This window comes from Leisingera aquimarina DSM 24565 (assembly GCF_000473165.1).
Classification (GTDB): domain Bacteria; phylum Pseudomonadota; class Alphaproteobacteria; order Rhodobacterales; family Rhodobacteraceae; genus Leisingera; species Leisingera aquimarina.
Genome location: NZ_KI421504.1, coordinates 2,439,657 through 2,464,474 on the forward strand (window position 1 = coordinate 2,439,657; position 24,818 = coordinate 2,464,474).

The following is a 24,818-nucleotide window of genomic DNA, read 5'->3' on the forward strand; positions in this document are numbered from 1 at the left end:
GCACATGATCGGACTTGAACATTATCTGACCGTCGCGGCGACGCTGTTCGTCATCGGCATCTTCGGGCTCTTCCTGAACCGCAAGAACGTGATCATCCTGTTGATGAGCATCGAACTGATGCTTCTGGCAGTGAACATCAACCTGGTCGCCTTCTCCTCTTTTCTAGGCGATCTGGTGGGGCAGGTATTCACCCTGTTCGTGCTGACCGTGGCCGCGGCTGAGGCCGCCATCGGCCTGGCGATCCTGGTCTGTTTCTTCCGCAACCGCGGCACCATTGCCGTCGAAGACGTCAACGTGATGAAGGGCTAAGCGCACATGGAAACCATCCTTCTCTTTGCCCCGCTGGCGGGGGCCGTGATCTGCGGCTTCGGCTGGAAGTTCATCGGCGAGAAAGCTGCCACCGTGACCGCCACGGCGCTGCTGTTCCTGGCCGCACTTCTCAGCTGGATCATCTTCCTGTCGTTTGACGGCGTGACCGAGAACATCGAGATTTTCCGCTGGATCGAAAGCGGCTCGCTGTCGACCTCCTGGGCGATCCGGCTGGACCGGCTGACCGCGATCATGCTGGTCGTGATCACCACCGTGTCCTCGCTCGTGCACCTTTATTCCTTCGGCTACATGGATCATGACCCGCAGTGGAAAGAGGGCGAAAGCTACAAGCCGCGCTTCTTTGCCTACCTGTCGTTCTTCACCTTCGCGATGCTGATGCTGGTGACCTCGGACAACCTGGTGCAGATGTTCTTTGGCTGGGAAGGCGTCGGTGTGGCCTCCTACCTGCTGATCGGCTTCTACTACCGCAAGCCTTCGGCCAATGCGGCGGCGATCAAAGCCTTTATCGTCAACCGCGTCGGTGACTTCGGCTTTGCGCTGGGGATCTTCGGCCTGTTCTTCCTGACCGACAGCATCAATCTGGCGGACATCTTTGCAGCCGCCCCGACACTGGCAGAAACCCAGGTCTCCTTCCTGTGGGCCGAGTGGAACGCGGCCAATCTGATTGCCTTCCTGCTGTTTGTCGGCGCGATGGGCAAATCCGCACAGCTGATCCTGCACACCTGGCTGCCGGACGCGATGGAAGGCCCGACCCCGGTGTCGGCGCTGATCCATGCGGCAACCATGGTAACCGCGGGCGTGTTCCTGGTCTGCCGCATGTCGCCGCTGATGGAATTCGCGCCTGAGGCAACCGCCTTCATCACCGTGATCGGTGCGGCCACTGCCTTCTTTGCCGCCACCGTGGGCCTGGTCCAGAACGACATCAAGCGCGTGATCGCCTATTCGACCTGTTCGCAGCTGGGCTACATGTTCGTGGCCGCCGGCGTCGGCATGTATTCCGCCGCGATGTTCCACCTGTTCACCCACGCCTTCTTCAAGGCGATGCTGTTCCTGGGCGCCGGTTCCGTGATCCACGCGATGCACCACGAGCAGGATATGCGGAACTACGGCGCCCTGCGCAAAAAGATCCCCTATACCTTCTGGGCGATGATGATCGGTACCCTGGCCATCACCGGCGTCGGCATCCCGCTGAGCGGCTGGATCGGCTTCGCCGGTTTCGTCTCCAAGGACGCCATCATCGAAAGCGCCTATGCGGGCGGCTCGATGTTCGGCTTCTGGGCGCTGGTGATCGCGGCCTTCATGACCTCCTTCTACTCCTGGCGCCTGATGTTCATGACCTTTTACAGCGAGGCGCGCGGCGACAAGCATACCCACGACCACGCCCATGAAAGCCCCTGGACCATGCTGGTGCCGCTGGGCGTGCTGGCGGTGGGGTCAATTACCGCAGGCATGATCTGGTACGGCAGCTTCTTCGGCCACGCCGATCAGGTCGGCAAGTTCTATGGCATCCCGATGGCTGAGGCCGCGGCGGACGCGCATGGCGAGACCGAGGGTCACGGCGAGGAAGCGGACCACGGCGAAGCAGCTGCTGAAGGTGAGCATCACTATGTGTTTGCCGGCAAGCCGGGCGAGGGCGGCATCTATATCGGCAAGGACAATCACATCTTGGAAGATGCCCATGCGGCGCCGGTCTGGGTGAAGCTGTCTCCATTTGTGGCGATGCTGGGCGGACTGGTGCTGGCACTGTGGTTCTACATCTGGAACCCGTCTTTGCCCAACCGTCTGGCACAGCAGCAGCGTCCGCTGTACCTGTTCCTTCTGAATAAGTGGTACTTTGACGAAGTCTACAATGTGATCTTCGTGAAACCCGCCCTGGCCATCGGCCGCTTCTTCTGGAAGCGCGGCGACGGGGGCACCATTGATGGCTTCCTCAATGGCCTGGCTATGGGCGTTGTGCCCTTCTTCACCCGTCTCGCGGGCCGCGCGCAGTCCGGTTATATCTTCACTTATGCCTTCTGGATGGTGCTGGGCATTGCCGCCCTGGTTACCTGGATGTCGATCGGCGGAGGAGCGCACTGATGGACAATCTCCTTTCTATTGTCACCTTCATCCCGGCGCTTGCGGCGGCCATCCTGGCCCTGTTCCTGCGCGGCGAGGATAAGGCGGCGCAGCGCAACGCCAAGTTTGTTGCGCTCTTTGCCACCACAATCACTTTCCTGGTGAGCCTCGGCATTTATTTTGAGTTCGACCCCGCCAACACCGGCTTCCAGTTCGTCGAGGACCGGGCCTGGATCTTCGGGCTGAAGTACAAGATGGGCGTTGACGGCATCTCGGTGCTGTTTGTGATGCTGACCACCTTCATCATGCCGCTGACCATCCTGGCCAGCTGGAGCGTCACCGACCGGGTGAAGGAATACATGATCGCCTTCCTGCTCTTGGAGACCCTGATGCTGGGCGTCTTCATGGCGCTGGACCTGGTGCTGTTCTACCTTTTCTTCGAGGCGGGCCTCATTCCGATGTTCCTGATCATCGGCATCTGGGGCGGCAAGGAGCGGATCTACGCCTCCTTCAAGTTCTTCCTCTACACATTCTTCGGCTCGGTGCTGATGCTGGTGGCAATGGTGTTCATGTATGTGGATGCCGGAACCACCGATATCGAAACCCTCTTGACCCACAGCTTCTCGGCGGCGTCCTTTGACGTGCTGGGCGTGCACGTCGTTGGCGGTGCTCAGACGCTGATGTTCCTGGCGTTCTTTGCCTCCTTTGCGGTGAAGATGCCGATGTGGCCGGTGCATACCTGGCTGCCGGATGCGCACGTGCAGGCGCCGACCGCGGGCTCCGTGGTGCTGGCGGCGATCCTGCTGAAGATGGGCGGCTATGGCTTCCTGCGCTTCTCTTTGCCGATGTTCCCGGTGGGCGCGGACGTGATGACCGACGTGGTCCTGTGGATGTCGGCGATTGCCGTGGTCTACACCTCGCTGGTGGCGATGGTGCAGGAGGACATGAAAAAGCTCATTGCCTATTCCTCGGTTGCGCATATGGGCTTTGTCACCATGGGCATCTTTGCCGCCAACCAGCAGGGCATCGACGGCGCCATCTTCCAGATGCTGTCGCACGGCTTCATCTCCGCAGCGCTCTTCCTCTGCGTCGGGGTGATCTATGACCGCATGCACACCCGCGACATCGACGCCTATGGCGGGCTGGTGATCCGGATGCCCGCCTATGCGCTGGTCTTCATGTTCTTCACCATGGGCAACGTCGGCCTGCCGGGCACCTCGGGCTTTGTCGGCGAATTCCTGACCCTGATGGGCGCTTTCCAGAAAAACACCTGGGTGACCGCAGTGGCGGCAACCGGGGTGATCTTCTCGGCCGGCTATGCGCTGTGGCTCTACCGCCGGGTGGTCTTTGGCGACTTGATCAAGGGCAGCCTGGCCGGCATCCGCGACATGACTGCCCGCGAGCGTTTCGTTTTTGCGCCGCTGGTGGTCATGACCCTGCTGCTAGGTGTCTATCCGTCCCTGGTCACCGACATCATCGCCCCTTCGACCGAGGCGCTGATTGCAAACTTCAACCAGTCTCTGGCGGCGGCCGATACCTCGGCAGCCACCCAGATTGCTTCGCATTAAGGGAGCATCAGGCAGATGATCCAAGCTGATCTTACTGTAATCCTGCCAGAGATCGTTCTGGCGCTTTACGCGATGGGCGCGCTGCTTGGCGCAGTCTACACTGGCAAGGACAAGCTAGCGGTCCCGCTGGTCTGGGCCACCGCCGCCCTGCTGACTGTGGTGGCCTTCTGGATCGCTGCCAGCCCGGCCACGACACAAACTGCCTTCAACGGCATGTTCATCAATGACGGCTTTGCCCGTTTTGCCAAGGTGGCGTTGCTGCTGGGCGCGGCTGCAGTGCTGCTGATCGGACAGGACTACATGGCGCGCCGCGGTATGCTGCGGTTCGAATACCCGATCCTGGTGGCGCTGGCCGCAGTGGGCATGATGATGATGGTCTCGGCCGGCGACCTGATGTCCCTTTACATGGGACTGGAGCTGCAGTCGCTGTCGCTCTATGTCGTGGCCGCCATGCGCCGCGACAGCGTGAAGTCGACGGAAGCGGGCCTCAAATACTTCGTGCTGGGCGCGCTGTCTTCGGGGCTGCTGCTGTACGGTGCCTCGCTGGTCTATGGCTTTGCCGGAACCACCCAGTTCGCGGGCATCATCCAGGTTGCAGAGCAGGGCCATATGTCCATCGGTATGCTGTTCGGCCTGGTCTTCATGATTTCCGGCCTGGCGTTCAAGGTCTCTGCCGTGCCCTTCCACATGTGGACCCCGGATGTCTACGAGGGTGCGCCGACGCCGGTCACCGCCTTCTTTGCCACCGCACCCAAGGTGGCCGCGATGGGCCTGTTTGCCCGGGTGCTGCATGACGCCTTCGGCGGTGCCGTCTCCGACTGGCAGCAGATCATCGTCGTACTGTCGGTGCTGTCGATGTTCCTCGGCGCCATTGCTGCAATCGGCCAGCGCGACATCAAGCGGCTGATGGCCTTCTCCTCGATTGCCCATATGGGCTATGCGATGATCGGCCTGGCAGCGGGCACCGAACAGGGTGTGACCGCCATGCTGGTGTATCTGGCGATCTATGTCACCATGAACATCGGCACTTTCTCTTTCATCCTGATGCTGGAAAAAGACGGCAAGCCGGTCACTGACATTATGGCGCTGAACCAGTTTGCCTCGCGCGAGCCGGGCAAGGCGCTGGCGGTGCTGGTCCTGATGTTCTCGCTGGCCGGCGTGCCGCCGATGCTGGGCTTCTTTGCCAAGCTGGGTGTGTGGCAGGCGGGTGTTGATGCAGGGCTGATGGGGCTGGTCATTGCCTCCGCCGTGGCCTCAGTCATCGGAGCGTTCTATTACATCCGCATTGTCTTCTACATGTACTTCGGCACTGGTGAGGACGACGTTGAGGCCAAAGGTTCGGCGATCCTGGGTGTGGCGCTGATGGCCTCTGCCGCGCTGATGCTGATTGGTGTGGTTTACCAGTTCGGCATCGACGGCGCCGCGGCTGCCGCAGCAGCAACCCTTGTAAATTGATCTGCTTTTCAGGCAGGCTGAAAAGGCCCGGTCTTGCGACCGGGCCTTTCCGCATCTAAGGAGCGCACATGAGCTGGCCAGCAGGATATGGAAAACGGGTGCTCGACGAGGTGGACAGCACCCTGAACGAGGCGTCCCGCATCGCGGGTGAGCTGGCAGGACCTGAATGGATCCTAGCCCTGCGCCAGACCCAGGGGCGCGGCCGCCGCGGCCGGGACTGGAAGGACCCCAAGGGCAATTTTGCCGCCACCCTGGTAATGCGCCCCGAAGGTGCCCCGGATCAGGCGGCACTGCGCAGCTTTGTCGCTGCCCTTGCCGTCTATGACGCCTGCATCGCGGTGACTGGGCGCAGCGAAGGCCTTTCGCTGAAGTGGCCCAACGACGTGCTGCTGAAGGGCGGCAAGTTGGCCGGCATCCTGCTGGAAAGCGCCGGAAACGGGCAGGGAGTCAACCACCTGTTGGTCGGCATCGGTGTCAACCTGGTGGAAACCCCGATGAAGGAATGGCTGGAGCCCGGCGCCGTCTGGCCGGTGTCCCTGCTGTCGGAAACCGGTGTGCAGGTTTCGCCAAAGGAGTTTCTGGCGGCGCTTGCAGATGCTTTTGCCCGCTATGAGCTGCAGTTCAGCACCTATGGTTTTGAGCCGATCCGCACCGCCTGGCTGGAGCGCGCGGCCAAGCTGGGCGAGGTGATCACTGCCCGCACCGCAAATTCCGAGACCGAAGGCACCTTTGAAACGGTGGACGGCAGCGGCAACCTTGTCCTAAACACCGCCAAGGGCCGCGTCAGCATTCCCGCGGCCGACATCTATTTCTAGGAAGGGGCAGCAATGCTTCTGGCAGTTGATTGCGGCAACACCAATACGGTCTTTTCGATCTATGACGGCGAGAAGTTCATCGGCATGTGGCGCACCGCCACCGACTGGCAGCGCACTGCCGACCAGTATTATGTCTGGCTGAACACGCTGATGCGGCTGCAAGGGATCGAGGCGGATATCACCGACATGATCATCTCCTCCACCGTGCCGCGGGTGGTGTTCAACCTGCGGGTTTTGGCGGACCGCTATTTCAGTACGCGCCCCCTGGTGGTGGGCAAACCCGGCTGCCTGCTGCCCGTCGCGGTGCGGGTAGACGAAGGCACTGCAGTTGGCCCCGACCGGCTGGTCAACACGGTGTCCGGTTTTGACCTTTATGGCGGCAATCTGATCGTGGTGGATTTCGGCACCGCGACAACATTTGACGTGGTGGCCGAGGATGGCGCTTATGTCGGCGGGGTGATAGCCCCCGGCGTGAACCTGAGCCTGGAGGCGCTGCACCAAGCTGCCGCCGCACTGCCGCATGTGGACATCACCAAACCTGAAAATGTCATCGGCACCAACACCGTCGCCTGTATGCAGTCCGGCGTGTTCTGGGGCTATGTCGGCCTCGTCCGCGAGATTTGCACCCAAATCAAGGCGGAACGCGGCGTGGCGATGAAAGTAATCTCGACAGGCGGGCTGGCGCCTTTGTTCCAGCAATCCGCTGATCTGTTTGACGCATTCGAGGATGACCTCACGATGCATGGGCTGCAGATCATTCATAAATACAACAAGGATAACGGTACTGACGCATGAGCAGTGAAAGATTGATCTATCTGCCCCTCGGCGGGGCGGGTGAAATTGGCATGAATGCCTATGTTTACGGCTACGGGCCAAAGAACAAAGAACGCCTGATACTGGTCGACCTGGGCGTGACCTTCCCCGACATGGACACCACCCCCGGCGTTGACCTGATCATGCCGGACATGACCTGGCTGAAAGAGCGGGTGGACCGGCTGGAGGGGATTTTCGTCACTCACGGGCACGAGGACCACATCGGCGCCATCGCCCATATGTATTCCAGCCTGAATGTGCCGGTCTACGCCCGCGCCTTTACCGCCAACCTGGCTCGGCGCAAGATGGAGGAGGCGGGCCACGATCCGGCAAATGTGCAAACCGTGCAGGCCTGGCCCGAAGTGACCAAACTTGGCCCCTTCACCATCGGCGTCGCCCCGATGAGCCATTCCATCCCCGAAAGCGGCGGACTGGTGATCGATAGCCCGGCAGGGCGAGTGGTGCACACCGGCGACTTCAAGCTGGATTCCAATCCGCTGGTCGGCGAGCCGTTTGACCCGGAGATGTGGGCAGAGATCGCCAAGGACGGCATCCAGGCGCTGGTCTGCGATTCGACCAATGTGTTCTCAACCCATCCAGGGCGCTCGGAATCCGAACTGCCGGATGAGATCACCCGGCTGATTTCCGAAGCCAAGGGCCTGGTCGCCGCCACCACCTTTGCCTCCAACGTTGCACGGGTGAAAACCCTGGCCGAAGCCGGGGTGCGGGCCGGGCGGTCAATCGTACTGCTGGGCCGTGCCATGCGCCGGATGATCGAGGCTGCGACGGAAACCGGCGTGCTGGTGGATTTCCCCAAGGTGATCAGCCCCGAAGATGCCAACAATGTGCCGCGCGACAATCTGATGCTGATCACAACCGGCAGCCAGGGTGAACGCCGCGCGGCGTCCGCGCAGCTGGCGCGCGGCAAGTACCGCGGGCTGGAGCTGAAGGAGGGCGACACCTTCCTGTTCTCCTCCAAAACCATCCCGGGCAATGAAAAGGGCGTGATCCGCATTATCAACCAGTTCTCTGAAATGGGTGTGGATGTGGTTGATGACAGTTCCGGCCTTTACCATGTGTCGGGGCACGCCAATGGGCCGGATCTGGAAGCCATGCACAATCTGCTGAAGCCCAGGATGCTGGTGCCGATGCACGGCGAGCACCGCCATTTGCGCCAGCACGCCCGTCTGGGTGAGGCAAAAGGCATTGCCAGCGCGGTTGTGGTCAACGGAATGATGATGGACCTGACCGGCGATGCGCCCAAGGGTGCCGGCTATGTCGACACTGGCCGCACCTATCTGGACGGATCGGTCAAATACGGCGCAATGGACGGCATCGTGCGCGACCGCATCCGTATGGCGCTGAACGGCCATGTGGTGGTGACGGTGCTGCTGGACGAGGAAGACGAGCCGCTGGGCGAACCCTGGTGCGACGTCAAGGGCCTGCCCGAGACCGGCAGTTCCAACGCCGCCCTGATCGAGGTGATGGAAGAGGATCTGAACCAGTTCCTGATGCGTGCGGGCGCCAAGACCCTGCGCGATGACGACAAGCTGGAACAGGAGCTGCGCCGGATCGCCCGCCAGAGCGCGCACAGCGAGATCGGCAAGAAGCCCGAGGTGACGGTGGTGGTCAGCCGCATGCGCTGACCCAGCGAGGGCTGGGCGGTGCTCCCGCCCGGCCCAAGCCGCATCAAAGATGCAGCAGGCCCCGTTGGGCCTAGGCGCCGCGCACTCTACGGGTTCGCGGCGCTGCCGCAGAACAGCAGCCAACGAAACAAAAACACCGCGGCCCTTAGGGCACGCGGCGTTGTCAATTCGGGGGCTGGCCCGGTGGAGCCGACAGCAGGTTCAGCCGTGCAGCGGGCGGGCGCAGCTGGGGCAGGAGACCACTTTGCGCGGGGCGCTGAACAGGGCGCGGAACAGGCGGCGCATCACGTTGGCAAAAGCCTCGGCGCGCAGCTCATGGGCGCGGGCTTCGATGGCCTGGAATTGTGCAATGGTCAGGGTGTTGGTTTCGGTGGTGTTCATGGCGAGGCCCAATTTCAATGGCGCGTTACGGTGTTGCGGATGCAATACGCCTGTTTGCACAGGTTGACGCCACCCAAGATCGAAGACCCGTTATGCTGCAAGTGCAAAGGTCGCCATGCGGCAGCTGCATGGTGATCCGCCCTTTTGCAGCTGCAACAAAGAAAGGCCGCTCCAGAATGGAACGGCCTGTAAAGCGTCTGGCGGCGGTGCTGGTCAGCTGGCCCGGCGTTCCGCGAAGCTGAGGGCGATGAAGCTGGGCAGGTGGTCGCCCATGCCGACCACGGACTTGTCGTCGCGTTTGCCGTATTTCCCGCGGCCCGAAGCGCGTTCGGGTTTTTGCGCAGGCTTTTCGTCCTTGCGGGGGCTGCGGGCTGCCTCCTTGCGGGGCTCGCGGGCTTCCGGTTCCGGCTTGGCTGCGCGGGCAGGTTTTTCCGCCTTAGGTTCCGGCTTCACCGGGTTGTCCAGTCGCGGGATCTCTTTCTGGATCAGCTTCTCCACCGCATCCAGCGCCTTGTCATCGCGGGGAATGCAGATGGTGATCGCCTTGCCCTCGCGGCCTGCACGTCCGGTGCGGCCGATCCGGTGGACGTAATCCTCGGCATGGCCGGGCACATCGAAGTTGAATACATGGCTGACGCTGGGCACATCCAGGCCCCGCGCGGCCACATCCGAGGCTACCAGGATCCTCAAGGACCCTTCACGGAAACCGTCCAAAGTTTTGGTCCGCTGGCTTTGATCCAGGTCGCCATGGATCGGCGATGCGTCATAGCCGTATTTCTTGAGCGACTTGGCAACGATATCCACGTCCGACTTGCGGTTGCAGAAGATGATGCCATTGGTGAGCTTGTCGCCCTCATTGTCGATCAGCGCGCGCAGCACTTTACGTTTTTCACTGCCCTCGCGGTCACGGCGCGATGCCTTGAACTGCACCACGGCCTGTTCGATGGTTTCCGACGCAGTGGCCTGGCGGGCCACCTCGATCCTGGCGGGGCCGGACAGGAAAGTGTTGGTGATCCGTTCGATCTCCGGCGCCATGGTGGCCGAGAAGAACAGCGTCTGGCGGGTGAACGGCGTCAGCGAGAAGATGCGCTCGATATCCGGGATGAACCCCATATCGAGCATCCGGTCGGCCTCGTCCACCACCATCACCTGCACACCAGTGAGCAGCAGCTTGCCGCGCTCAAAATGGTCCAGCAGGCGTCCGGGGGTTGCAATCAGCACATCGACGCCCTTGTCGATCAGCGCGTCCTGTTCCTTGAAAGAAACCCCGCCAATGAGCAGCGCCTTCGTCAGCTTCACATGCTTGGCATAGGTGTCGAAGTTTTCCGCCACCTGGGCCGCCAGTTCGCGTGTGGGGCACAGCACCAGGCTGCGCGGCATCCGGGCCCGGGCGCGGCCGCGCGCCAGCATTGTGATCATCGGCAGCGTGAAAGACGCCGTCTTGCCGGTGCCGGTCTGGGCGATTCCCAGAACATCGCGGCCCTCCAGCGCAGGCGGAATTGCACCCGCCTGAATCGGGGTGGGGGTTTCGTATCCAGCTTCCTCAATAGCCTTGAGGACCTTGGGATTAAGGTTCAGATCGGTGAATTTTGTCATATGCATCCGTCATTGCGGACACTGACCTGGCCCGCGCGTGTGTTTTGCAGCCGGCTCCGCAAGGGTCATGCGGGATGGCAGCTGCCGGCTCGTGGGGCGGCATAGCAAAATCCTGTGCGATCGTCAATTAATGCCGGATTTCGCAGTGTTTTTGTCCCGGCTTTTGGCAACAGAGAGACAATTCAGACGAATTCCGGAAAGTGTTTCCGCCGTTTTGAGGCCAAATCCAGTTTTCGGATCTTTAGCACCCCCTCAGCCCGCAGGCGGTCCCGCAGGTCTGGGCTGTCGGTGCAAACTTCGTCAAAAAAGGTGCGCAGACCGGCTTCGCCCTGATCCGCTTCAATGGCGCTTAGCAGCTCATGCACAGTGATTCCTTCAGTGCCACGGGGCCGGAAGGGGGCAAGCCCTGCCCGATAAGAGCCTTTTTGCAGCCGGTACCGGTAGTGGCTGATCCAGTTGTGCCAGTCTGCGGCATGGAAATGGCACAAATCCATGCCGTCCAGTTTGGCCTCGCCAGGGTTCGTGCCGCCGTCCAGCAAAACATTGTGAATCCGAATCTCCAGGCCGTCGATGCCGGTACGGGTGAACAGCTTGCCTTGGACATGGCTCAGAAAGCCGCCCTTGAGATGCTTGCCGAACTGCGGGTACAGCCGCGCCGCGCGGGCGTCCTGGCCAACGACCGGGAGGCATCCTTTGAAAGCCGTGCCGTCGCCGCCCGCCAGAACTTCAACCGGGCGCGCCCGGGCACAGCAGACGTCAGACGGCAGCGCAGCCAGCCGGGTGGCAACGGATTCAGCAGACCACAGAAATTCGTCGACGTCACAATGCAACAGCCAGTCCACATCCCCGGCCTGACGATGATAGGCGCGGCTAGCGTTTGCCGATTGCCGCACCTGGTGCTTGACCGGCCGTCTGCCCATCCGCCGCCAGTAAGTCTCGTTACATTCGGTGATCCGGATCTTCGGGTGTGCTTTCAAATGCGGGAAAGCGTCCGGGCAGGGAGCGTCCAGATACAGAAACAGCCTGTGCGCCCCGGCCTCAAGGTAATGGGCCGCAAAGGTCAGGATATCGCTTGCGTCTGCTTTGATGGTGCTGACGATGCCCCATTTGATCTGCTCACTGCTCATCAGAAGCGGGCCTGACCTTGTAGCGTTGAATGCGGGCGAAGATGCTGCGCGGGTCGGCCATGACCATCTGCAGCATGCGTGTTCCCAAAGGCCGAAGAACCGCGTCATTCTCGGCATAGCGCCACAGCCGGGCCAGCATGTTCCTGTCCAAATCCCCGTTTGGCAGCGAATAGGGTTCCAAACCAAAACCCAAATCATCCGGCTTTGAACCGCCGCGGGTCCGGGGAAAGCCAACGCTGTTTTTCCATCCGCTCTGACGGCGCTCACTGTCGTGCAGCTTGATCAGGTCGAACAAAAGCATAAGCCCCTGTCCGCCCAAGCGCTGGTCCAGGGTTTCCCCATGATCGGCAAATGTGGCCGCTGCCGATATCATCCAGCGCACTGGCAGTTCGCGGGCCAGCGCGTCGCCCTGTTCCGACCAGATCCGCAGAAACAACTGCCGCGCTTGCGGCGGGGCGGCGCGCCTGCGCAGAATGGCAATGCAAACTGCATGAAGCGCCCAAAGTTCAGACTGGCCGAGAAACTCAGCGCGTATAACTGCCTGTTTGCGCGACGCATTCCTGCGGTTTTCCGGCACGCCGTTCATGTCAGGTGCGCAGGAAACCATTGCTGCCTTAAGTGCATTCAGATCAACGTCCGGGGGCGGGAGCACCGACAGCGGATCGTCAAAAGGCGTTTCGCGCGTCTCCAGCCGCCGCATCAGCGCAAAAAAACCGCCAGGGTAGTTCTCTTGATCCAGATCCATGGCGAGCTTCAATGCGCTGTTTTCAAAAATGCGGCGTTTCTGTCAGACCATCATTTCCTTGGTCGCGGTCAGTTTCAAGTCCGGATAGTCGCGCACCACCCGGTCGATGTCCCATTGCAGCCGCGTCAGGTACACAACATCGCCGTCGTGATCATGGGCGATATGCTGCTTGTTGGCGTTTGTGAACTTGTCCACCGCCGCCCGGTCACCGCTGACCCAGCGGGCCGAGGTGAACTGGCTGGCCTCAAACCGCACTGGCAGGCCATATTCCATCTCAATCCGTGAGGCCAGAACCTCGAACTGCAACTGGCCGACAACGCCGACGATGAAGCCGGAGCCGATCGAAGGCTTGAACACCTTGGCAGCCCCTTCTTCGGCAAACTGCATCAGCGCCTTTTCCAGATGCTTGGCCTTCATCGGATCGCCCGCCCGCACACCTTGCAGCAATTCCGGAGCAAACGACGGAATTCCGGTCACCCGGATCGCCTCGCCCTCGGTCAGCGTATCGCCAATACGCAGCTGGCCGTGGTTCGGAATGCCGATGATATCGCCGGCCCAGGCTTCTTCCGCCAGTTCGCGGTCAGAGGCCAGGAACAGCACCGGGTTGGAAATCGCCATCGGCTTCTTGGTGCGCACATGGGTCAGTTTCATGCCGCGTTTGAAGTGCCCCGACGCCATGCGGACAAAGGCCACCCGGTCGCGGTGCTTGGGGTCCATATTGGCCTGGACCTTGAAAACGAAACCCGCGACCTTTTTTTCTTCCGGCGCCACCTGGCGGGGCTGGGCGGATTGCGGCTGCGGTTCGGGGCCATAGGCGCCGATACCGTCCATCAGTTCCTTCACACCGAACGAGTTGATCGCCGAACCGAACCAGATCGGGGTCATGTGGCCTTCGAGCACTGATTGCGGATCCAAGGCCGGCAGCAGCTCGCGGGCCATCTCGACCTCTTCCAACAGCTGTTCCAGCAGGTGTTCCGGCACATGTTCAGCCAGTTTGGGGTCATCCAAGCCGTTGATCTTAATGCTTTCCGCAACCTTGTTGCGATCGGCGCGGTCCATCAGTTCCAGCCGGTCGCGCAGCATGTCATAACAGCCGATGAATTCACGGCCCACGCCGATCGGCCAGCTGGCTGGTGTCACGTCAATGGCCAGGTTCTGCTGGATCTCGTCAATGATCTCAAAGGTGTCCCGGCTTTCGCGGTCCATCTTGTTACAGAAGGTCAGGATCGGCAGGTCACGCAGACGGCAGACCTCGAACAGCTTCTGGGTCTGGCTTTCCACGCCTTTGGCGCCGTCGATCACCATCACCGCTGCATCCACCGCGGTCAGGGTGCGGTAGGTGTCCTCGGAGAAATCGCTGTGGCCGGGCGTGTCCACCAGGTTGAACCGGAAGCCGCTGAAATCAAACGACATTGCTGAAGCCGAAACCGAGATCCCGCGGTCTTTTTCCATCTGCATGAAGTCCGACCGCGTGCGCCGCGCCTCACCCTTGGCGCGCACCTGTCCGGCCATCTGAATCGCACCGCCATACAGCAGGAACTTTTCAGTCAGCGTGGTCTTGCCGGCGTCCGGGTGCGAAATGATCGCAAAGGTCCGGCGCCGGGCAATTTCGGGCGGCAGTTCGGGGTGGTTCGAAGTGGTGTCCAACATGGGGGTGGCTGTATCCACAATCCGCAAGCGTGGCAAGGAAAACAGGGCCGCCGCCGGACAAGCCACTGGTCAACAGAGGGTCAACGAGAAAATCCAAATTCCGGTTTGCCTATGTTTCGCTAACGAATATCTTGTAAGTCTATTTGAATGAATACGGGCAACCGGATTTGAGAGCTTTGCCACTGCAGGAACAACACGTGCAAAAAGATGAATTTTCTGATCATTTTGAAGTTCTGGACTCGGTTGAAATTGCAGTGATCGTCCTGAAAGTGGGGGGCGACGGCCTTCCGCGCTATGTGGCGATGAATACAAAGTCGCGGGAATTCACCAAGCTCGGGTTTGACGATTTCGCCGGCAAAACCGCGCTTGAACTTTATGGCGGGGCGACTGGCCGCCGCGCCTTGAACCAGCACCTTGACGTCATAGCCGCAGGCAGGGAAGCCACCTACGACATCGTCCTTCCAGCTGTTCAGAAAACAAAATACCTCAGTACTACGCTGCGGCCCGTCTTCAATGATGACGGCAAACTGGTCTACCTCGTTGGCTCCTCCACTGATATTACGTCTGAGCGCGAGCGGGACGAGGCTTTGGAACTCACCCGGCTGGCCTTGGACAAGGCTGAGGAAGCAAGTCAGGCAAAAGAGCGGTTTCTGGCCAACATGAGCCACGAAATCAGAACCCCGATGAACGGCATACTCGGGATGTGTGAATTGCTGAAAGAAACCGAACTTGATGACCAGCAGGCTTTGTTCGCGGACACGATTTTCAATTCGGCCACAGCCTTGCTGAGCGTGATCAACGATGTTTTGGATTTTTCCAAAATTCAGGCGGACAAAATTTCATTACGGGATGCACCCTTTTCCCTGTTGGACCTTGTCCAGGATGTGGGAACCCTGCTGTGGGCAAAGGCGGCTTACAAGGGGCTCGATCTTCGCACTGATTACCCCGCGGACGCCCCGTGGGAGTTTGTCGGGGACGCCAGCAAGATCCGGCAAATCCTGATGAACCTGCTGGGTAATGCGATCAAATTCACCGGCACCGGGCAAGTCACCGCCAGTGTTTCCTACGACACCGGCGCTGCGAAACTGCCGCTGCGCATCTCGGTCAGCGACACCGGCCCAGGGATCGATCAGTCGCAGATCGAACAGATTTTTTCTGCGTTCGAACAGGTCAACCGCCAGACCACAAGGGTGGTAGAAGGCACCGGCCTGGGATTGGCGATCACCCGGGCGCTGGTTGAGCGGATGGGCGGCAGGATCGACGTGGCATCGGCCCCCGGTCAGGGGGCGATCTTTACGGTCCATCTGGATTTGCAACAGGTGGATGCAGAGGACGGCGCCGCCAGCCAGGAAGATGGCGTCACGCGCGTCCAGGATCAAAGAATGGCGTTGAACACACAGGCCGCAAGCACTCCGTTGGATCTGCCGGCAGAGGCCTTGAAGGGGATGAGGATCCTTGTTGCCGATGACAACAAGACCAACCAGCTGGTCGTCAAGAAGATGCTGAAACCCACTGGCGCTGACCTGCAATTTGCGGCCAATGGGCAGCTCGCTTTTGAGGCATACATATCTGCTGGCTGCGACCTTATTCTGATGGATCTGTCGATGCCCATCCTGGGCGGGCTCGAGGCCACCCGGAAAATCCGCCAGTACGAGCAGGGCGCCGCGCTGCCGGAATGCCCGATCATTGCGCTGACAGCCAATGCACAGCCGAGCGACGTAGAGGCTTGCATGGCCGCGGGGATGAACGATTTCCTGTCCAAACCCTTTCGCAAGGCCGAGCTTTTGGCGCGGATCCTGCGTTAGGCGGGCAGCAGTACCGCAAAAGAGCCGGCTAGCTTTTTCTTGGGCCGGGACTTGCCGGCCGCAGCGGCTGCTTCCACGCAGTCCGGCGTATCTGCGGGGCGGCGGCTCTGTGTGCCTGCATCCAGATTCTTGGAAGGACACGCCATGAGGCCGGGCGCCCGTGGCCAAAGACATTCAGCTGCCCTGCCGAAGGTCCGGTGCGTCCGGACTAGGCACTGCAGCAGATTGGAGGTGTGCAGATATCCCACAAATCCTGCAACGCGCCCAATACCTTCTTTGGAATGGATGTAGCGGTAGATGGTTTCCTGGCAGACCCGCAGCCTGGCGCCTTCATGGATCATCCGGCTGCCGATCTGTTCTGGCATCCGGCCATTCTTCAGCCGCTCGACGACACGGCGGCACAACTCCGGATGACGGATCAGCTTGCGTTGCCTCGCGCGCCGGCCGGCCGCCATCAGCTGGGCTGCGGCGCCATAACAGCCATCACATTTCGGCAGGCAGGGATCCGAGAAATGGTTCCGCTTCAACTCCCGGAATACCGTCGATCTGCAGCGCCCGAGGGCACGCGCCATCTCGTTCACAGGGGCCTTCGCATGCCTCCAGCGTTCAATCTTGCGTCGTTCCGTTATACTCAGCTGGCTGTAAACAGCTCCCATTTCGTTTCCTCTCGTCAGGCAACATGCTGTTTTCTAACAAGAGTCGCAGTTGGGGGTGGCGCGCGTCGGCAATCGCGATGCAGCGGGCTGCTACCGCAGCGAGGCCCGTTTCAGCAGACCTACCGCGTCGGGTCTGTCCAGCAGTGACCGGCTTACATCCAGGCCATGGGCGCCGCGCATGTGTTGCGCGGGCAGGGTGCCGGGGCGCAGGGACCAGAATTCTTCCGGCAGAGCCGGGCGTGTAACAGGATCAAGGAAGGTGCTCTCAGCTGCTATCCCTTCGGCATAGATAATGTGGTGGCGGTCGAACAGGATCTGAAAATAGTCGGCAAAGCCGCCGTCCAGCACCACCACCGTGTCGCCGTTCACCAGATCCCGGGCACGGACCAGGATTTCCGGCGCGCCGGCGCCGATTTCGTCGCTGCGCTGGTAGACCATCAGCCGGTGACCGGGGCTGACGATCAGGTCGCCTGCGTTGTTCAAGGCACCCTTGCGGATCAGGATCGGGGCCAGGTCGCCGACCGCGCGCAGGGTTGACTGGCCGACCCAGCGCACCTCTTGGATGCCGTCGTCGCGGGTCAGGACGCGGTCGCCTGCGCGCATGTCCTCAATTAGGCGCTGGGCCCCGGTCGCCAGGGTGATGCGGGTGCCGCGGGTAAAGGAGACGCAGGCCGACTGCGCCAGCTTGCGCCGGGCCGGTTCTCGTTCGGCCTTGACCAGGGTATAGGGCATCTGCGGCTGCAATGGCGCCAGCGGCACCAAGTAGATGGCGGCGATGTAGCCCTCGGCGTCGGCTTCGACCATCACCAGGATCCCGGTGTTGGGGCCGCGGTCGGGCATCAGGGTTATCAGGCTGTCCAGATGCAGCGCAGCACCGGGGGCACCAAGCGCTGTGTCATCCGCAATGCAGAAGCTGCCATCGTGATGAGCGGCAATGCTCAGCCGCTGCGGCGGGGCCGGGCTGTTCAGCAGGTAAATGTCATCCAGCACCAGATCCTCGAGCACACCCATGGGATCGCCCGCGTTGGCGCCGTATTCGGCGCGGAAACGTTCGGCCGGGTAGGCCTGGACGGAGGAAAGGCTGGCGGTCAAGGTTTGTCCCTTAAAACTGGGGGTGTCCGAATCCATATTTGGCCTCGCTTGGGGAGGCGTCCAGTAGATTTGCCGTGAGAATGTGGCGGAAAGGGGGTGGGAAGGGGCAGATTTTCCGGCAGCTTCACGCTGAATACACGGACTGCAGGACTGGCCATCACTGCCCGCCCGGTGCAAGCTCTGCGCAAAGAACAGGATTCCCGAAGGAGGGTGACGATGGATCTGGGTATTTCGGGCAAACGCGCGCTGGTCTGTGCCAGCAGTAAAGGGCTGGGGCTGGGCTGCGCCGAGGCGCTGGCGGAGGCAGGTGTGAACCTGGTGATGAACGCCCGCGGGGCGGAGGCGCTGGAGGCTTCGGCGCAGGCGATCCGCGACGCATACGGTGTGGATGTGGTGACGGTGGCAGCGGATGTGACTGCTCCGGAGGGCCAGAAGAAGGTGCTGGATGCGGCTGCCGGCGTGGACATTCTGGTCACCAATGCGGGCGGCCCGCCGCCGGGCATGTGGACAGACTGGGACCGCGAGGATTTCATCAGCGCGCTGGACGCCAACATGCTGACCCCGATCGCGCTGATCAAGGCGCTGGTGCCGGGCATGATCGACCGCGGCTGGGGCCGGGTTGTCAATATCACTTCGGTGTCGGTCAAATCGCCGATCCCGGTGCTGGGGCTGTCGAACGCAGCGCGCGCGGGCCTGACCGGTTATGTCGCGGGCACCGCGCGTCAGGTGGCCGGCGAGGGGGTCATCATCAACAATCTGCAACCGGGCATTCATGCCACCGACCGTGCGGTGTCGCTGGATGGCGGTGCCGCCAAGGCGCAGGGGATCACGCCCGAGGAAGCCAAGGCGCAGCGCTGTGCCACCATTCCGGCGGGCCGCTATGGCACGCGGGCTGAGTTCGGCGCCACCTGTGCCTTCATGTGCTCGCAGCACGCGGGCTTCATGGTCGGGCAGAACATCCTGCTGGACGGCGGCGCCACCAATACCACGATGTAAGGAGCGCAGCATGGCCAGCGGGTTTTCCCTGAAGGACCAGCTGTTCAACCGCGACAAGGTCCGCTACCTGGCGGGCCTTTTTGCCGCGGCTGAGCCTGGGTTTGACGCCGATGCATTCGAAGCGCAGGTCATGGCGGAGCTGCCGGCGCTGGAGCTGAAGCAGCGGATCACGCTGATTGCCGATGTGCTGGCGGATCACCTGCCGGAGGCTTTGCCAAAGGCCGCGCCGGTCCTGCTCAGGGCGCTGCCGCCGCCCTTGGACCCGGACAAGACGGATGATGATTTCGGTGATTTCATCTTTGCCCCCTTGGGGGAGTATGTCGCTACGCGAGGTGTGGAGGCGCACTGCGGCCTGTCGCTGGACCTGCTGGAGGAGATCACCCAACGGTTTTCGATGGAATGGGCGGTCCGCCCCTTTCTGAACCGCTGGCCCGCCGAAGTGCTGGCGCGGATGCAGGACTGGGCCGGGCACTCCAGCTACCACGTGCGGCGGCTGGTCAGCGAAGGCAGCCGGCCGCGGCTGCCCTGGGGCGAGGCGGTCGGGCTGCAATTGGCGGAGCCGCTGCCGCTCTTGGACCAGCTGCACCGGGACGGCACCCGCTATGTCACCCGCTCGGTAGCCAATCATTTGAACGACATCGCCAAAAAGGACCCGGATCTGGTGATGGACCGCTTAGAGGGCTGGCACAAAGCTGGGGTGCAGGACCGCAAGGAACTGGACTGGATGACCTCCCATGCCTTGCGCGGGTTGGTCAAGGCTGGCCATCCGCGGGCGATGGCGATGCTAGGATTTGATCCGGATCTGTCATTGAAGGCGTTGATCCAGGCGCCGGAGACGGTGCGCATCGGTGAGGCCTTGGATTTCTCCTGCCGGCTGGAAGGTGCGGCGGGCGCGCCGGTGCTGGTTGACTATATCCTGCATTTCCAGCGCCCTGGCGGCAAGGCCTCGGCCAAGGTGTTCAAGCTGAAGCAGGCGAGGATCACCGGCGGCACGCTGAAGCTGGGCAAGAAGCACAAGCTGAAGGGTGATGCGACAACCTTCAAGCTGGTGCCCGGGCCGCACCGGATCGAGCTGATGGTGAATGGCAAGGTGAGGGCCAAGGCGGCGTTTGAGCTGCTGCCGGAAGGGTAGATAGTTCTCAATCCGCCCGGCGGCACCGCCGGGCAACGCTCTTCCGCCCCCGTCATGCCGGAGGCGTGCTTTCAGCACGACGGGCGGGGGCTTCGCTTGCGCCCGCGGACGGGCACCGCCCTCAGAACTCAGTATCGCACGCTCCTTCACAGTTGCGTCAGACCTCCCGCCGGCCCGATTGCCCGGGTGCCTAGGGGCCGCTATCCCAATGGTGTGGAACCATCAGAAAAGGCGCTCCCATGAAACATGAAAACGTGCAGAATTATTATGGCGAGGTGCTGCAGGGCAGCGAGGACTTGCAGACCAACGCCTGCTGCACGCCGGATGCCATGCCGGACCATGTGAAGGCGGTGCTGTCGAAGATCCACGACGAAGTGCTGACCCGCTATTACGGCTGCGGTCTGATCGCGCCAGAGGCGCTGGAGGGCGCAAGGATCCTTGACCTCGGCTGCGGCGCGGGCCGCGATGTCTATGCCTTGTCCGCACTGGTGGGCGAGACCGGCAAGGTGGTGGGCGTCGACATGACCGCGGCGCAGCTGGAGGTGGCGCGGCGCCATCAGGATTACCACGCCGAGGCCTTTGGCTATGCCAAGTCCAACGTCGAATTTCATCACGGTTACATCGAACAGCTGGAGGAGCTGGGCCTGGAGCCGGGCTCGTTTGACATCATCGTCTCCAACTGTGTGATCAACCTGGCCACCGACAAGGGCGCGGTGCTGCGCGGTGCGCATCATCTGCTGAAAGAGGGCGGCGAGATGTATTTCTCGGATGTCTACGCCGACCGCCGGGTGCCGCAGGCACTGGCCGAGGACGAGGTGCTGTACGGGGAATGCCTGTCCGGGGCGCTTTATTGGAACGACTTTCTGTCGATCGCCAAGGCATCGGGTTTCAGGGATCCGCGGATGGTGACCGCGCGGATGCTGACGATCGAGAACCCGGTGCTGGAGAAACGGGTGCAACCGCTGAAGTTCCTGTCGGCCACCTACCGGCTGTTCAAACTGGCAGCATTGGAGCCTGCCTGCGAAGATTACGGTCAGGCGGTGATCTACAAGGGCACCATCGAACACGCGCCGCATGTGTTTGCGCTGGATGATCATCATGTGATCGAGGCGGGCAAGGTGGCCCCGGTCTGCGGCAACACCTGGATGATGCTGCAGGACAGCCGCCTTGCAGAGCATTTCGAGTTTATCGGCTCGTTTGATACCCACTACGGGATATTTGCGGGCTGCGGCGGCAATTCACCCTTCAACGGGCTGGAACAGGACGGTGCCGCACCGGACTGCTGCTAGAGCGGCTTGCGGCCCTGCGGCAGGGTTGCTATCCCGGCGTGACCCCAGCGTATCGCGCGGAAACAGCCCCGAGGCCCCATGAACACTGCCCCCGCCGACCTGATCAGCACGCAAACGCCGCCGCGTCTGGAGATCCGCAACATCAAGCGCTTCTTTGAGGGGCGTGCGGTGGTGGACGATGTCTCGTTGCAGATCCAGGCGGGGCAGGTGACCTGCCTGCTGGGGCCGTCGGGCTGCGGCAAATCCACCACGCTGCGGATGATTGCCGGGGTGGAGATGCAGGACAGCGGCGAGATTTTTGTCGACGGCAAGCTGATCTGCGACACCGTGTTCCGGGTGCCGCCGGAGCGGCGCGAAATCGGGCTGATGTTCCAGGATTTCGCCCTGTTCCCGCACCTGAGCGTTGCCGACAACGTCGGTTTCGGCCTGAAGGGCAGCAAGGACGAGAAACGCGCCCGGGTCGAGGAGCTGCTGAACCGGGTGGCGCTGAAACGCTTCATCGACGGCTACCCGCACCAGCTGTCGGGCGGCGAGCAGCAGCGGGTGGCTTTGGCGCGTGCGATTGCACCCAGACCGCGTATCATGCTGATGGATGAACCGTTTTCGGGCCTCGACAACCGTCTGCGCGACGGCATCCGGGACGAGACGCTGAGCCTGCTGAAGGAACAAGACACCGCGGTGCTGCTGGTGACGCATGAGCCGGAAGAGGCGATGCGCATGGCGGATGAAATCGCGCTGATGCGCGGTGGCAAAATCGTCCAGCAGGGCGCGCCCTACAACGTTTATACCCACCCGGCGGACAAGGCTGCAGTTTCCTTCTTCAGTGACGTGAACGTGCTGAAGGCCGAGGTGAACGGAGCCTTGGCGCGCACCGCCTTTGGCGAGTTCCTGGCGCCGGGTGTGGCGGACGGCACCGCGGTGGAGATCGTGTTCCGCCCGCAGCATCTGCGCATCGATTTCGACCGCGGCGGCCAAGGGCCGCTGCCTACCTCCAGCGACGGCGTGCCGGCCCGCGCGGTGGTGGAGCGCGCGCGGTTCTTGGGCAGCGAAAGCCTGGTCGAGTTCCGGATGGAGTTCGACGGCTCAGTTCTGAGGGCGACGGTGCCCAATGTGTTCCTGCCGGAGCCGGGCCGTGTGATGTGGCTGACTGTGCGCCGTAACCGCTGTTTTGTCTTTCCTGACTGACGTTTAGAGACCATTCTGCACCTGATGAAACAGGAGGTGCAGATGCAAGGCAGCTATCAAATCAGACCCTTGGCCAGCGCGGAAATCCAGACCGCCGTGCACTGGGCTGCGCTAGAGGGCTGGAACCCCGGCCCTTGGGATGCGGCTTGCTTTGGCGCTGTCGACCCGCAAGGCTTTTGGGGCGGGTTTCTGGACGGCCGGATGATCGCCTGCATTTCGGTGGTGAACTACAGTGATGCCTTTGCTTTCCTTGGATTCTACATCGTCGTGCCGGACTGCCGCGGACAGGGTTATGGCTATGCCCTGTGGCAAAAGGCGCTGGAGCACGCTGGGAGCCGGAGTGTCGGCCTCGATGGCGTGGTGGACCAGCAAGGAAATTACCGCCGCTCCGGATTTGAACTCGCGTACCGCAATATCCGCTTTGGCGGGGTGCCGTCTGGAGGGCCGGCAGTTTCGCAGGATTATGAAGTGGCACCGCTGACAGAAACGGGGGCAGGTTTGGAGGCGCTGGATGCCCGCGTCTTCCCAGCGCCGCGCCGGGTGTTCTGGCAGCATTGGCTGGGGGCTGAGGGGCATGTTTCCAGTGCCGCGTATCAGCATGGCGGTCTTGCAGGCTTCGGCACCCTGCGCCCCTGCGGCAGAGGCTGCAAGATCGGGCCGCTTGTTGCCACGTCACGTCCGGCGGCAGAGGCGGTTCTGGCCCGGCTGCTGCAAGAACTGCCGGAAGGGCAGGAGGTGTTTCTGGATGTGCCGGAACCCCATGCTGAAGCGGTGGATCTGGCGTGTTCTATGGGGGTGGCGCCGGTGTTTGAAACCGCCCGGATGTATCGCGGAACTGCGCCGCGCCTGGAGACGGGGTTGATTTTCGGTGTTGCCAGTTTCGAACTTGGGTAGGGGGGGGCGCTGCCCCCGGCCCTGAGGGCCTCCCCCGGAGTATTTGCGCAAAGGTGAAATAGGGGGCTCAGGACCCGTATGGGTCGTAGTCCTGCAGGCGCTTGCCGGGTTCGTCGACGAACAGCTCGGGTAGGGCGCTGGCCTCTTCGATCAGGTCGACCCGGAACACCCTGAAAGCGTCACGGGTCTCGCACCAGGCGGTGAGGGTCCAGACCCGGCCCCAGTACTCCATGTGCAAGGGGCGGATCTTGCGGTCTGTCAGGGTGCCGTCGATGCGGCGGTAGCTGAGCTGCAGTTTCTGGCGCGCTTTGATGGCAGCCCGGAGCGCTGGCATATGGGCAAAGCCGCGCGCTGCGTCCGAAAACGGGTAGACCGCGAATTTCCAGGCGTCGGCTTCGGCGATGGTCTGTTCCGGCAGCACCGCGTCCACCTTGGCCGCCAGCGACAAAGCGGCGGATTTGAGGTCGGGGTCGGCGGCCTCGGCCACGATGGCCATGCCGAGGTTCAGCGCTTCCAGCTCCTCCGGCGTCAGGGTCAGCGGCGGCAGGCTGATCTGCTCGCGCACCATGTAGCCGACGCCGCGCTCGCCCTCGACCGGCACGCCGGAGGCTGCCAGCGTGTCCATGTCACGGTAGATGGTGCGGGTCGAGACCTCCAGCCGTTCGGCAATGTCCTGGGCGCGATGCAGCTTGCCGTCGCGCAGGATCTGGATGATTTCGAAAAGGCGGTCGGTGCGGCGCATGGGAACCACCCTTGGCGCGGAGTAGGGGCAAAGGTCAAGGGCCGCGCCCGGCGCAGGTGCCGGGCGCGGCCAGGTTCAAGTCAGGACGCCATGTCCCACAGCACCTCTTCATGGCGCATTTTTGCGCTGTCCGGCGCGATGGCCTGCATCAGATCCGTGCAGAAGTCCTGCCTGTGGAATTCGGCGGCCACCTTCTGCGCCGTTTCCATATCCTTCCAAATGACATAATCGGTCCAGTGCCCGTCTTCGCCGAGACTCAGCTGCCGGTGCAGAAAGCCGGGTTGGGACCGCACAAAAGCCTCGCTGGCCTGGCTGAGAGTGACAAATTCGGCGGGACTCACGCCCGCGGCCAGTTTGAAGGTCACGATTTCGGCCACATGTTTGCGCATCACGTTTCTCCTATGTGCTGTGATGGGCTGGATTTACCGGGCTGCAACTGACATATACCTGTCAGTTGGATGCGCAGCAGCTGCAAAAACTGCAGAATCTGCGCGTCCCGGGGTGTTTGTGCAGTGCGGGTTGCTTTCGCTCAATGCTGTCTGCGCGCTAAACCCGTAGCGAACAATTCCACCGGCGCCTGCAATCCGCGCCGGATCACGTAAGGAGACATTCTCATGCTCAACAATATCGGCCTTCCCGGCATTCTGCTTATCGCTGTTGTGGTTCTGGTCCTGTTTGGCCGCGGCAAGATTTCCTCGCTGATGGGCGAAGTTGGCAAAGGTATTACCTCGTTCAAGAAGGGCATCAACGAAGGCAGCAAGGAGCTGGAAGAAGACGCGGCGGACGTGGCCAAGGATGTCACACCCGATGCCGAATCTGCGGCCGAAAAAGACAAGGCCTAA

22 protein-coding genes and 1 pseudogene are annotated in these 24,818 nt (G+C 61.9%); 14 read left to right on the forward strand and 9 right to left on the reverse strand.

The annotated features are described in order from the left end of the window. Window positions 1–4 precede the first annotated feature (4 nt). The 7 genes from nuoK (at window position 5) to AQUI_RS0116155 (ending at window position 8,686) form a co-directional block, all read left to right on the forward strand. A complete protein-coding gene (gene nuoK, locus AQUI_RS0116125; protein WP_008553673.1) occupies window positions 5–310 on the forward strand; it encodes an NADH-quinone oxidoreductase subunit NuoK in 306 nt (101 codons plus the stop codon). A gap of 6 nt (window positions 311–316) precedes the next feature. Continuing rightward, window positions 317–2,410: an NADH-quinone oxidoreductase subunit L gene (gene nuoL / locus AQUI_RS0116130; RefSeq protein WP_027258429.1), complete on the forward strand. Its 2,094-nt coding sequence runs from the start codon at window positions 317–319 to the stop codon at window positions 2,408–2,410. Continuing rightward, window positions 2,410–3,957 (forward strand): NADH-quinone oxidoreductase subunit M, encoded by a 1,548-nt coding sequence (locus AQUI_RS0116135; protein ID WP_027258430.1) that lies wholly within the window; start codon window positions 2,410–2,412, stop codon window positions 3,955–3,957. The genes nuoL and AQUI_RS0116135 overlap by 1 nt, the downstream gene beginning before the upstream one ends. Window positions 3,958–3,972: 15 nt before the next feature. Then, on the forward strand, window positions 3,973–5,412 hold the full coding sequence (nuoN, locus tag AQUI_RS0116140; protein ID WP_027258431.1) for an NADH-quinone oxidoreductase subunit NuoN: 1,440 nt from the start codon (window positions 3,973–3,975) through the stop codon (window positions 5,410–5,412). Between the two features lie 68 nt (window positions 5,413–5,480). Beyond that, a complete protein-coding gene (locus AQUI_RS0116145) occupies window positions 5,481–6,227 on the forward strand; it encodes a biotin--[acetyl-CoA-carboxylase] ligase (RefSeq protein ID WP_027258432.1) in 747 nt (248 codons plus the stop codon). Between the two features lie 12 nt (window positions 6,228–6,239). Further along, complete coding sequence (locus AQUI_RS0116150) at window positions 6,240–7,022, forward strand: type III pantothenate kinase (RefSeq protein WP_027258433.1); 783 nt, start codon at window positions 6,240–6,242, stop codon at window positions 7,020–7,022. After that, a complete protein-coding gene (locus tag AQUI_RS0116155; RefSeq protein ID WP_027258434.1) occupies window positions 7,019–8,686 on the forward strand; it encodes a ribonuclease J in 1,668 nt (555 codons plus the stop codon). The genes AQUI_RS0116150 and AQUI_RS0116155 overlap by 4 nt, the downstream gene beginning before the upstream one ends. 201 nt (window positions 8,687–8,887) lie before the next feature. Here the strand turns inward: AQUI_RS0116155 and AQUI_RS0116160 are convergent, their stop codons facing one another. The 5 genes from AQUI_RS0116160 to AQUI_RS0116180 all read right to left on the reverse strand — a co-directional run bounded on the left by AQUI_RS0116160 (window position 8,888) and on the right by AQUI_RS0116180 (window position 14,185). Beyond that, window positions 8,888–9,067 carry an RSP_7527 family protein gene (locus AQUI_RS0116160; protein ID WP_027258435.1) on the reverse strand — a complete coding sequence of 60 codons (180 nt, stop codon included), beginning with the start codon at window positions 9,065–9,067 and terminating at the stop codon, window positions 8,888–8,890. Between the two features lie 213 nt (window positions 9,068–9,280). Continuing rightward, window positions 9,281–10,663 (reverse strand): DEAD/DEAH box helicase, encoded by a 1,383-nt coding sequence (locus AQUI_RS0116165; protein ID WP_027258436.1) that lies wholly within the window; start codon window positions 10,661–10,663, stop codon window positions 9,281–9,283. 182 nt (window positions 10,664–10,845) lie between these two features. Then, entirely contained in the window at window positions 10,846–11,790 is a 945-nt protein-coding gene (locus AQUI_RS0116170) for a glycosyltransferase family 2 protein (RefSeq protein ID WP_027258437.1), read from the reverse strand. After that, window positions 11,780–12,535, reverse strand: a complete 756-nt coding sequence (locus AQUI_RS0116175) for a hypothetical protein (protein WP_027258438.1) — start codon at window positions 12,533–12,535, stop codon at window positions 11,780–11,782. The genes AQUI_RS0116170 and AQUI_RS0116175 overlap by 11 nt, the downstream gene beginning before the upstream one ends. A gap of 42 nt (window positions 12,536–12,577) precedes the next feature. Beyond that, window positions 12,578–14,185, reverse strand: a complete 1,608-nt coding sequence (locus AQUI_RS0116180; RefSeq protein WP_027258439.1) for a peptide chain release factor 3 — start codon at window positions 14,183–14,185, stop codon at window positions 12,578–12,580. A 197-nt stretch (window positions 14,186–14,382) separates the two neighbouring features. On the opposite strand from AQUI_RS0116180, the gene AQUI_RS0116185 reads away from it, so the two are divergent. Continuing rightward, window positions 14,383–15,990 (forward strand): ATP-binding protein, encoded by a 1,608-nt coding sequence (locus AQUI_RS0116185; protein ID WP_027258440.1) that lies wholly within the window; start codon window positions 14,383–14,385, stop codon window positions 15,988–15,990. Between the two features lie 260 nt (window positions 15,991–16,250). Here AQUI_RS0116185 and AQUI_RS32525 read toward each other — a convergent pair. Further along, window positions 16,251–16,646, reverse strand: a pseudogene (locus AQUI_RS32525) (transposase); the annotation flags it as partial. 90 nt (window positions 16,647–16,736) lie between these two features. Next, window positions 16,737–17,738: a Hint domain-containing protein gene (locus AQUI_RS0116195; RefSeq protein ID WP_027258441.1), complete on the reverse strand. Its 1,002-nt coding sequence runs from the start codon at window positions 17,736–17,738 to the stop codon at window positions 16,737–16,739. A 216-nt stretch (window positions 17,739–17,954) separates the two neighbouring features. On the opposite strand from AQUI_RS0116195, the gene AQUI_RS0116200 reads away from it, so the two are divergent. From AQUI_RS0116200 to AQUI_RS0116220, 5 genes are all read left to right on the forward strand, one after another. Beyond that, complete coding sequence (locus AQUI_RS0116200; protein WP_027258442.1) at window positions 17,955–18,734, forward strand: SDR family oxidoreductase; 780 nt, start codon at window positions 17,955–17,957, stop codon at window positions 18,732–18,734. A 10-nt stretch (window positions 18,735–18,744) separates the two neighbouring features. Beyond that, window positions 18,745–19,866: a hypothetical protein gene (locus tag AQUI_RS0116205; protein ID WP_027258443.1), complete on the forward strand. Its 1,122-nt coding sequence runs from the start codon at window positions 18,745–18,747 to the stop codon at window positions 19,864–19,866. Between the two features lie 239 nt (window positions 19,867–20,105). Next, entirely contained in the window at window positions 20,106–21,155 is a 1,050-nt protein-coding gene (locus AQUI_RS0116210; RefSeq protein ID WP_027258444.1) for a methyltransferase domain-containing protein, read from the forward strand. 78 nt (window positions 21,156–21,233) lie between these two features. Further along, complete coding sequence (locus AQUI_RS0116215) at window positions 21,234–22,340, forward strand: ABC transporter ATP-binding protein (protein WP_027258445.1); 1,107 nt, start codon at window positions 21,234–21,236, stop codon at window positions 22,338–22,340. A gap of 42 nt (window positions 22,341–22,382) precedes the next feature. Beyond that, window positions 22,383–23,234, forward strand: a complete 852-nt coding sequence (locus AQUI_RS0116220; RefSeq protein WP_027258446.1) for a GNAT family N-acetyltransferase — start codon at window positions 22,383–22,385, stop codon at window positions 23,232–23,234. Between the two features lie 67 nt (window positions 23,235–23,301). Here AQUI_RS0116220 and AQUI_RS0116225 read toward each other — a convergent pair whose 3' ends face one another. Together AQUI_RS0116225 and AQUI_RS0116230 are read right to left on the reverse strand one after the other, a co-directional pair. Then, the gene (locus tag AQUI_RS0116225) at window positions 23,302–23,976 is read right to left on the reverse strand and encodes a helix-turn-helix transcriptional regulator (RefSeq protein WP_027258447.1); all 675 of its coding nucleotides are present in this window, start codon (window positions 23,974–23,976) and stop codon (window positions 23,302–23,304) included. Window positions 23,977–24,056: 80 nt separating this feature from the next. After that, on the reverse strand, window positions 24,057–24,365 hold the full coding sequence (locus AQUI_RS0116230) for a hypothetical protein (RefSeq protein ID WP_027258448.1): 309 nt from the start codon (window positions 24,363–24,365) through the stop codon (window positions 24,057–24,059). A 225-nt stretch (window positions 24,366–24,590) separates the two neighbouring features. Here AQUI_RS0116230 and AQUI_RS0116235 point away from each other — a divergent pair, with 225 nt between their 5' ends. Next, on the forward strand, window positions 24,591–24,818 hold the full coding sequence (locus AQUI_RS0116235; RefSeq protein WP_027258449.1) for a twin-arginine translocase TatA/TatE family subunit: 228 nt from the start codon (window positions 24,591–24,593) through the stop codon (window positions 24,816–24,818).

Coding starts and splice junctions, on each gene's coding strand:
- nuoK (WP_008553673.1), top strand. CDS start 5: ATGATCGGACTTGAACATTATCTGACCGTCGCGGCGACGCTGTTCGTC.
- nuoL (WP_027258429.1), top strand. CDS start 317: ATGGAAACCATCCTTCTCTTTGCCCCGCTGGCGGGGGCCGTGATCTGC.
- AQUI_RS0116135 (WP_027258430.1), top strand. CDS start 2,410: ATGGACAATCTCCTTTCTATTGTCACCTTCATCCCGGCGCTTGCGGCG.
- nuoN (WP_027258431.1), top strand. CDS start 3,973: ATGATCCAAGCTGATCTTACTGTAATCCTGCCAGAGATCGTTCTGGCG.
- AQUI_RS0116145 (WP_027258432.1), top strand. CDS start 5,481: ATGAGCTGGCCAGCAGGATATGGAAAACGGGTGCTCGACGAGGTGGAC.
- AQUI_RS0116150 (WP_027258433.1), top strand. CDS start 6,240: ATGCTTCTGGCAGTTGATTGCGGCAACACCAATACGGTCTTTTCGATC.
- AQUI_RS0116155 (WP_027258434.1), top strand. CDS start 7,019: ATGAGCAGTGAAAGATTGATCTATCTGCCCCTCGGCGGGGCGGGTGAA.
- AQUI_RS0116160 (WP_027258435.1), bottom strand. CDS start 9,067: ATGAACACCACCGAAACCAACACCCTGACCATTGCACAATTCCAGGCC.
- AQUI_RS0116165 (WP_027258436.1), bottom strand. CDS start 10,663: ATGACAAAATTCACCGATCTGAACCTTAATCCCAAGGTCCTCAAGGCT.
- AQUI_RS0116170 (WP_027258437.1), bottom strand. CDS start 11,790: ATGAGCAGTGAGCAGATCAAATGGGGCATCGTCAGCACCATCAAAGCA.
- AQUI_RS0116175 (WP_027258438.1), bottom strand. CDS start 12,535: ATGGATCTGGATCAAGAGAACTACCCTGGCGGTTTTTTTGCGCTGATG.
- AQUI_RS0116180 (WP_027258439.1), bottom strand. CDS start 14,185: ATGTTGGACACCACTTCGAACCACCCCGAACTGCCGCCCGAAATTGCC.
- AQUI_RS0116200 (WP_027258442.1), top strand. CDS start 17,955: ATGGATCTGGGTATTTCGGGCAAACGCGCGCTGGTCTGTGCCAGCAGT.
- AQUI_RS0116205 (WP_027258443.1), top strand. CDS start 18,745: ATGGCCAGCGGGTTTTCCCTGAAGGACCAGCTGTTCAACCGCGACAAG.
- AQUI_RS0116210 (WP_027258444.1), top strand. CDS start 20,106: ATGAAACATGAAAACGTGCAGAATTATTATGGCGAGGTGCTGCAGGGC.
- AQUI_RS0116215 (WP_027258445.1), top strand. CDS start 21,234: ATGAACACTGCCCCCGCCGACCTGATCAGCACGCAAACGCCGCCGCGT.
- AQUI_RS0116220 (WP_027258446.1), top strand. CDS start 22,383: ATGCAAGGCAGCTATCAAATCAGACCCTTGGCCAGCGCGGAAATCCAG.
- AQUI_RS0116225 (WP_027258447.1), bottom strand. CDS start 23,976: ATGCGCCGCACCGACCGCCTTTTCGAAATCATCCAGATCCTGCGCGAC.
- AQUI_RS0116230 (WP_027258448.1), bottom strand. CDS start 24,365: ATGCGCAAACATGTGGCCGAAATCGTGACCTTCAAACTGGCCGCGGGC.
- AQUI_RS0116235 (WP_027258449.1), top strand. CDS start 24,591: ATGCTCAACAATATCGGCCTTCCCGGCATTCTGCTTATCGCTGTTGTG.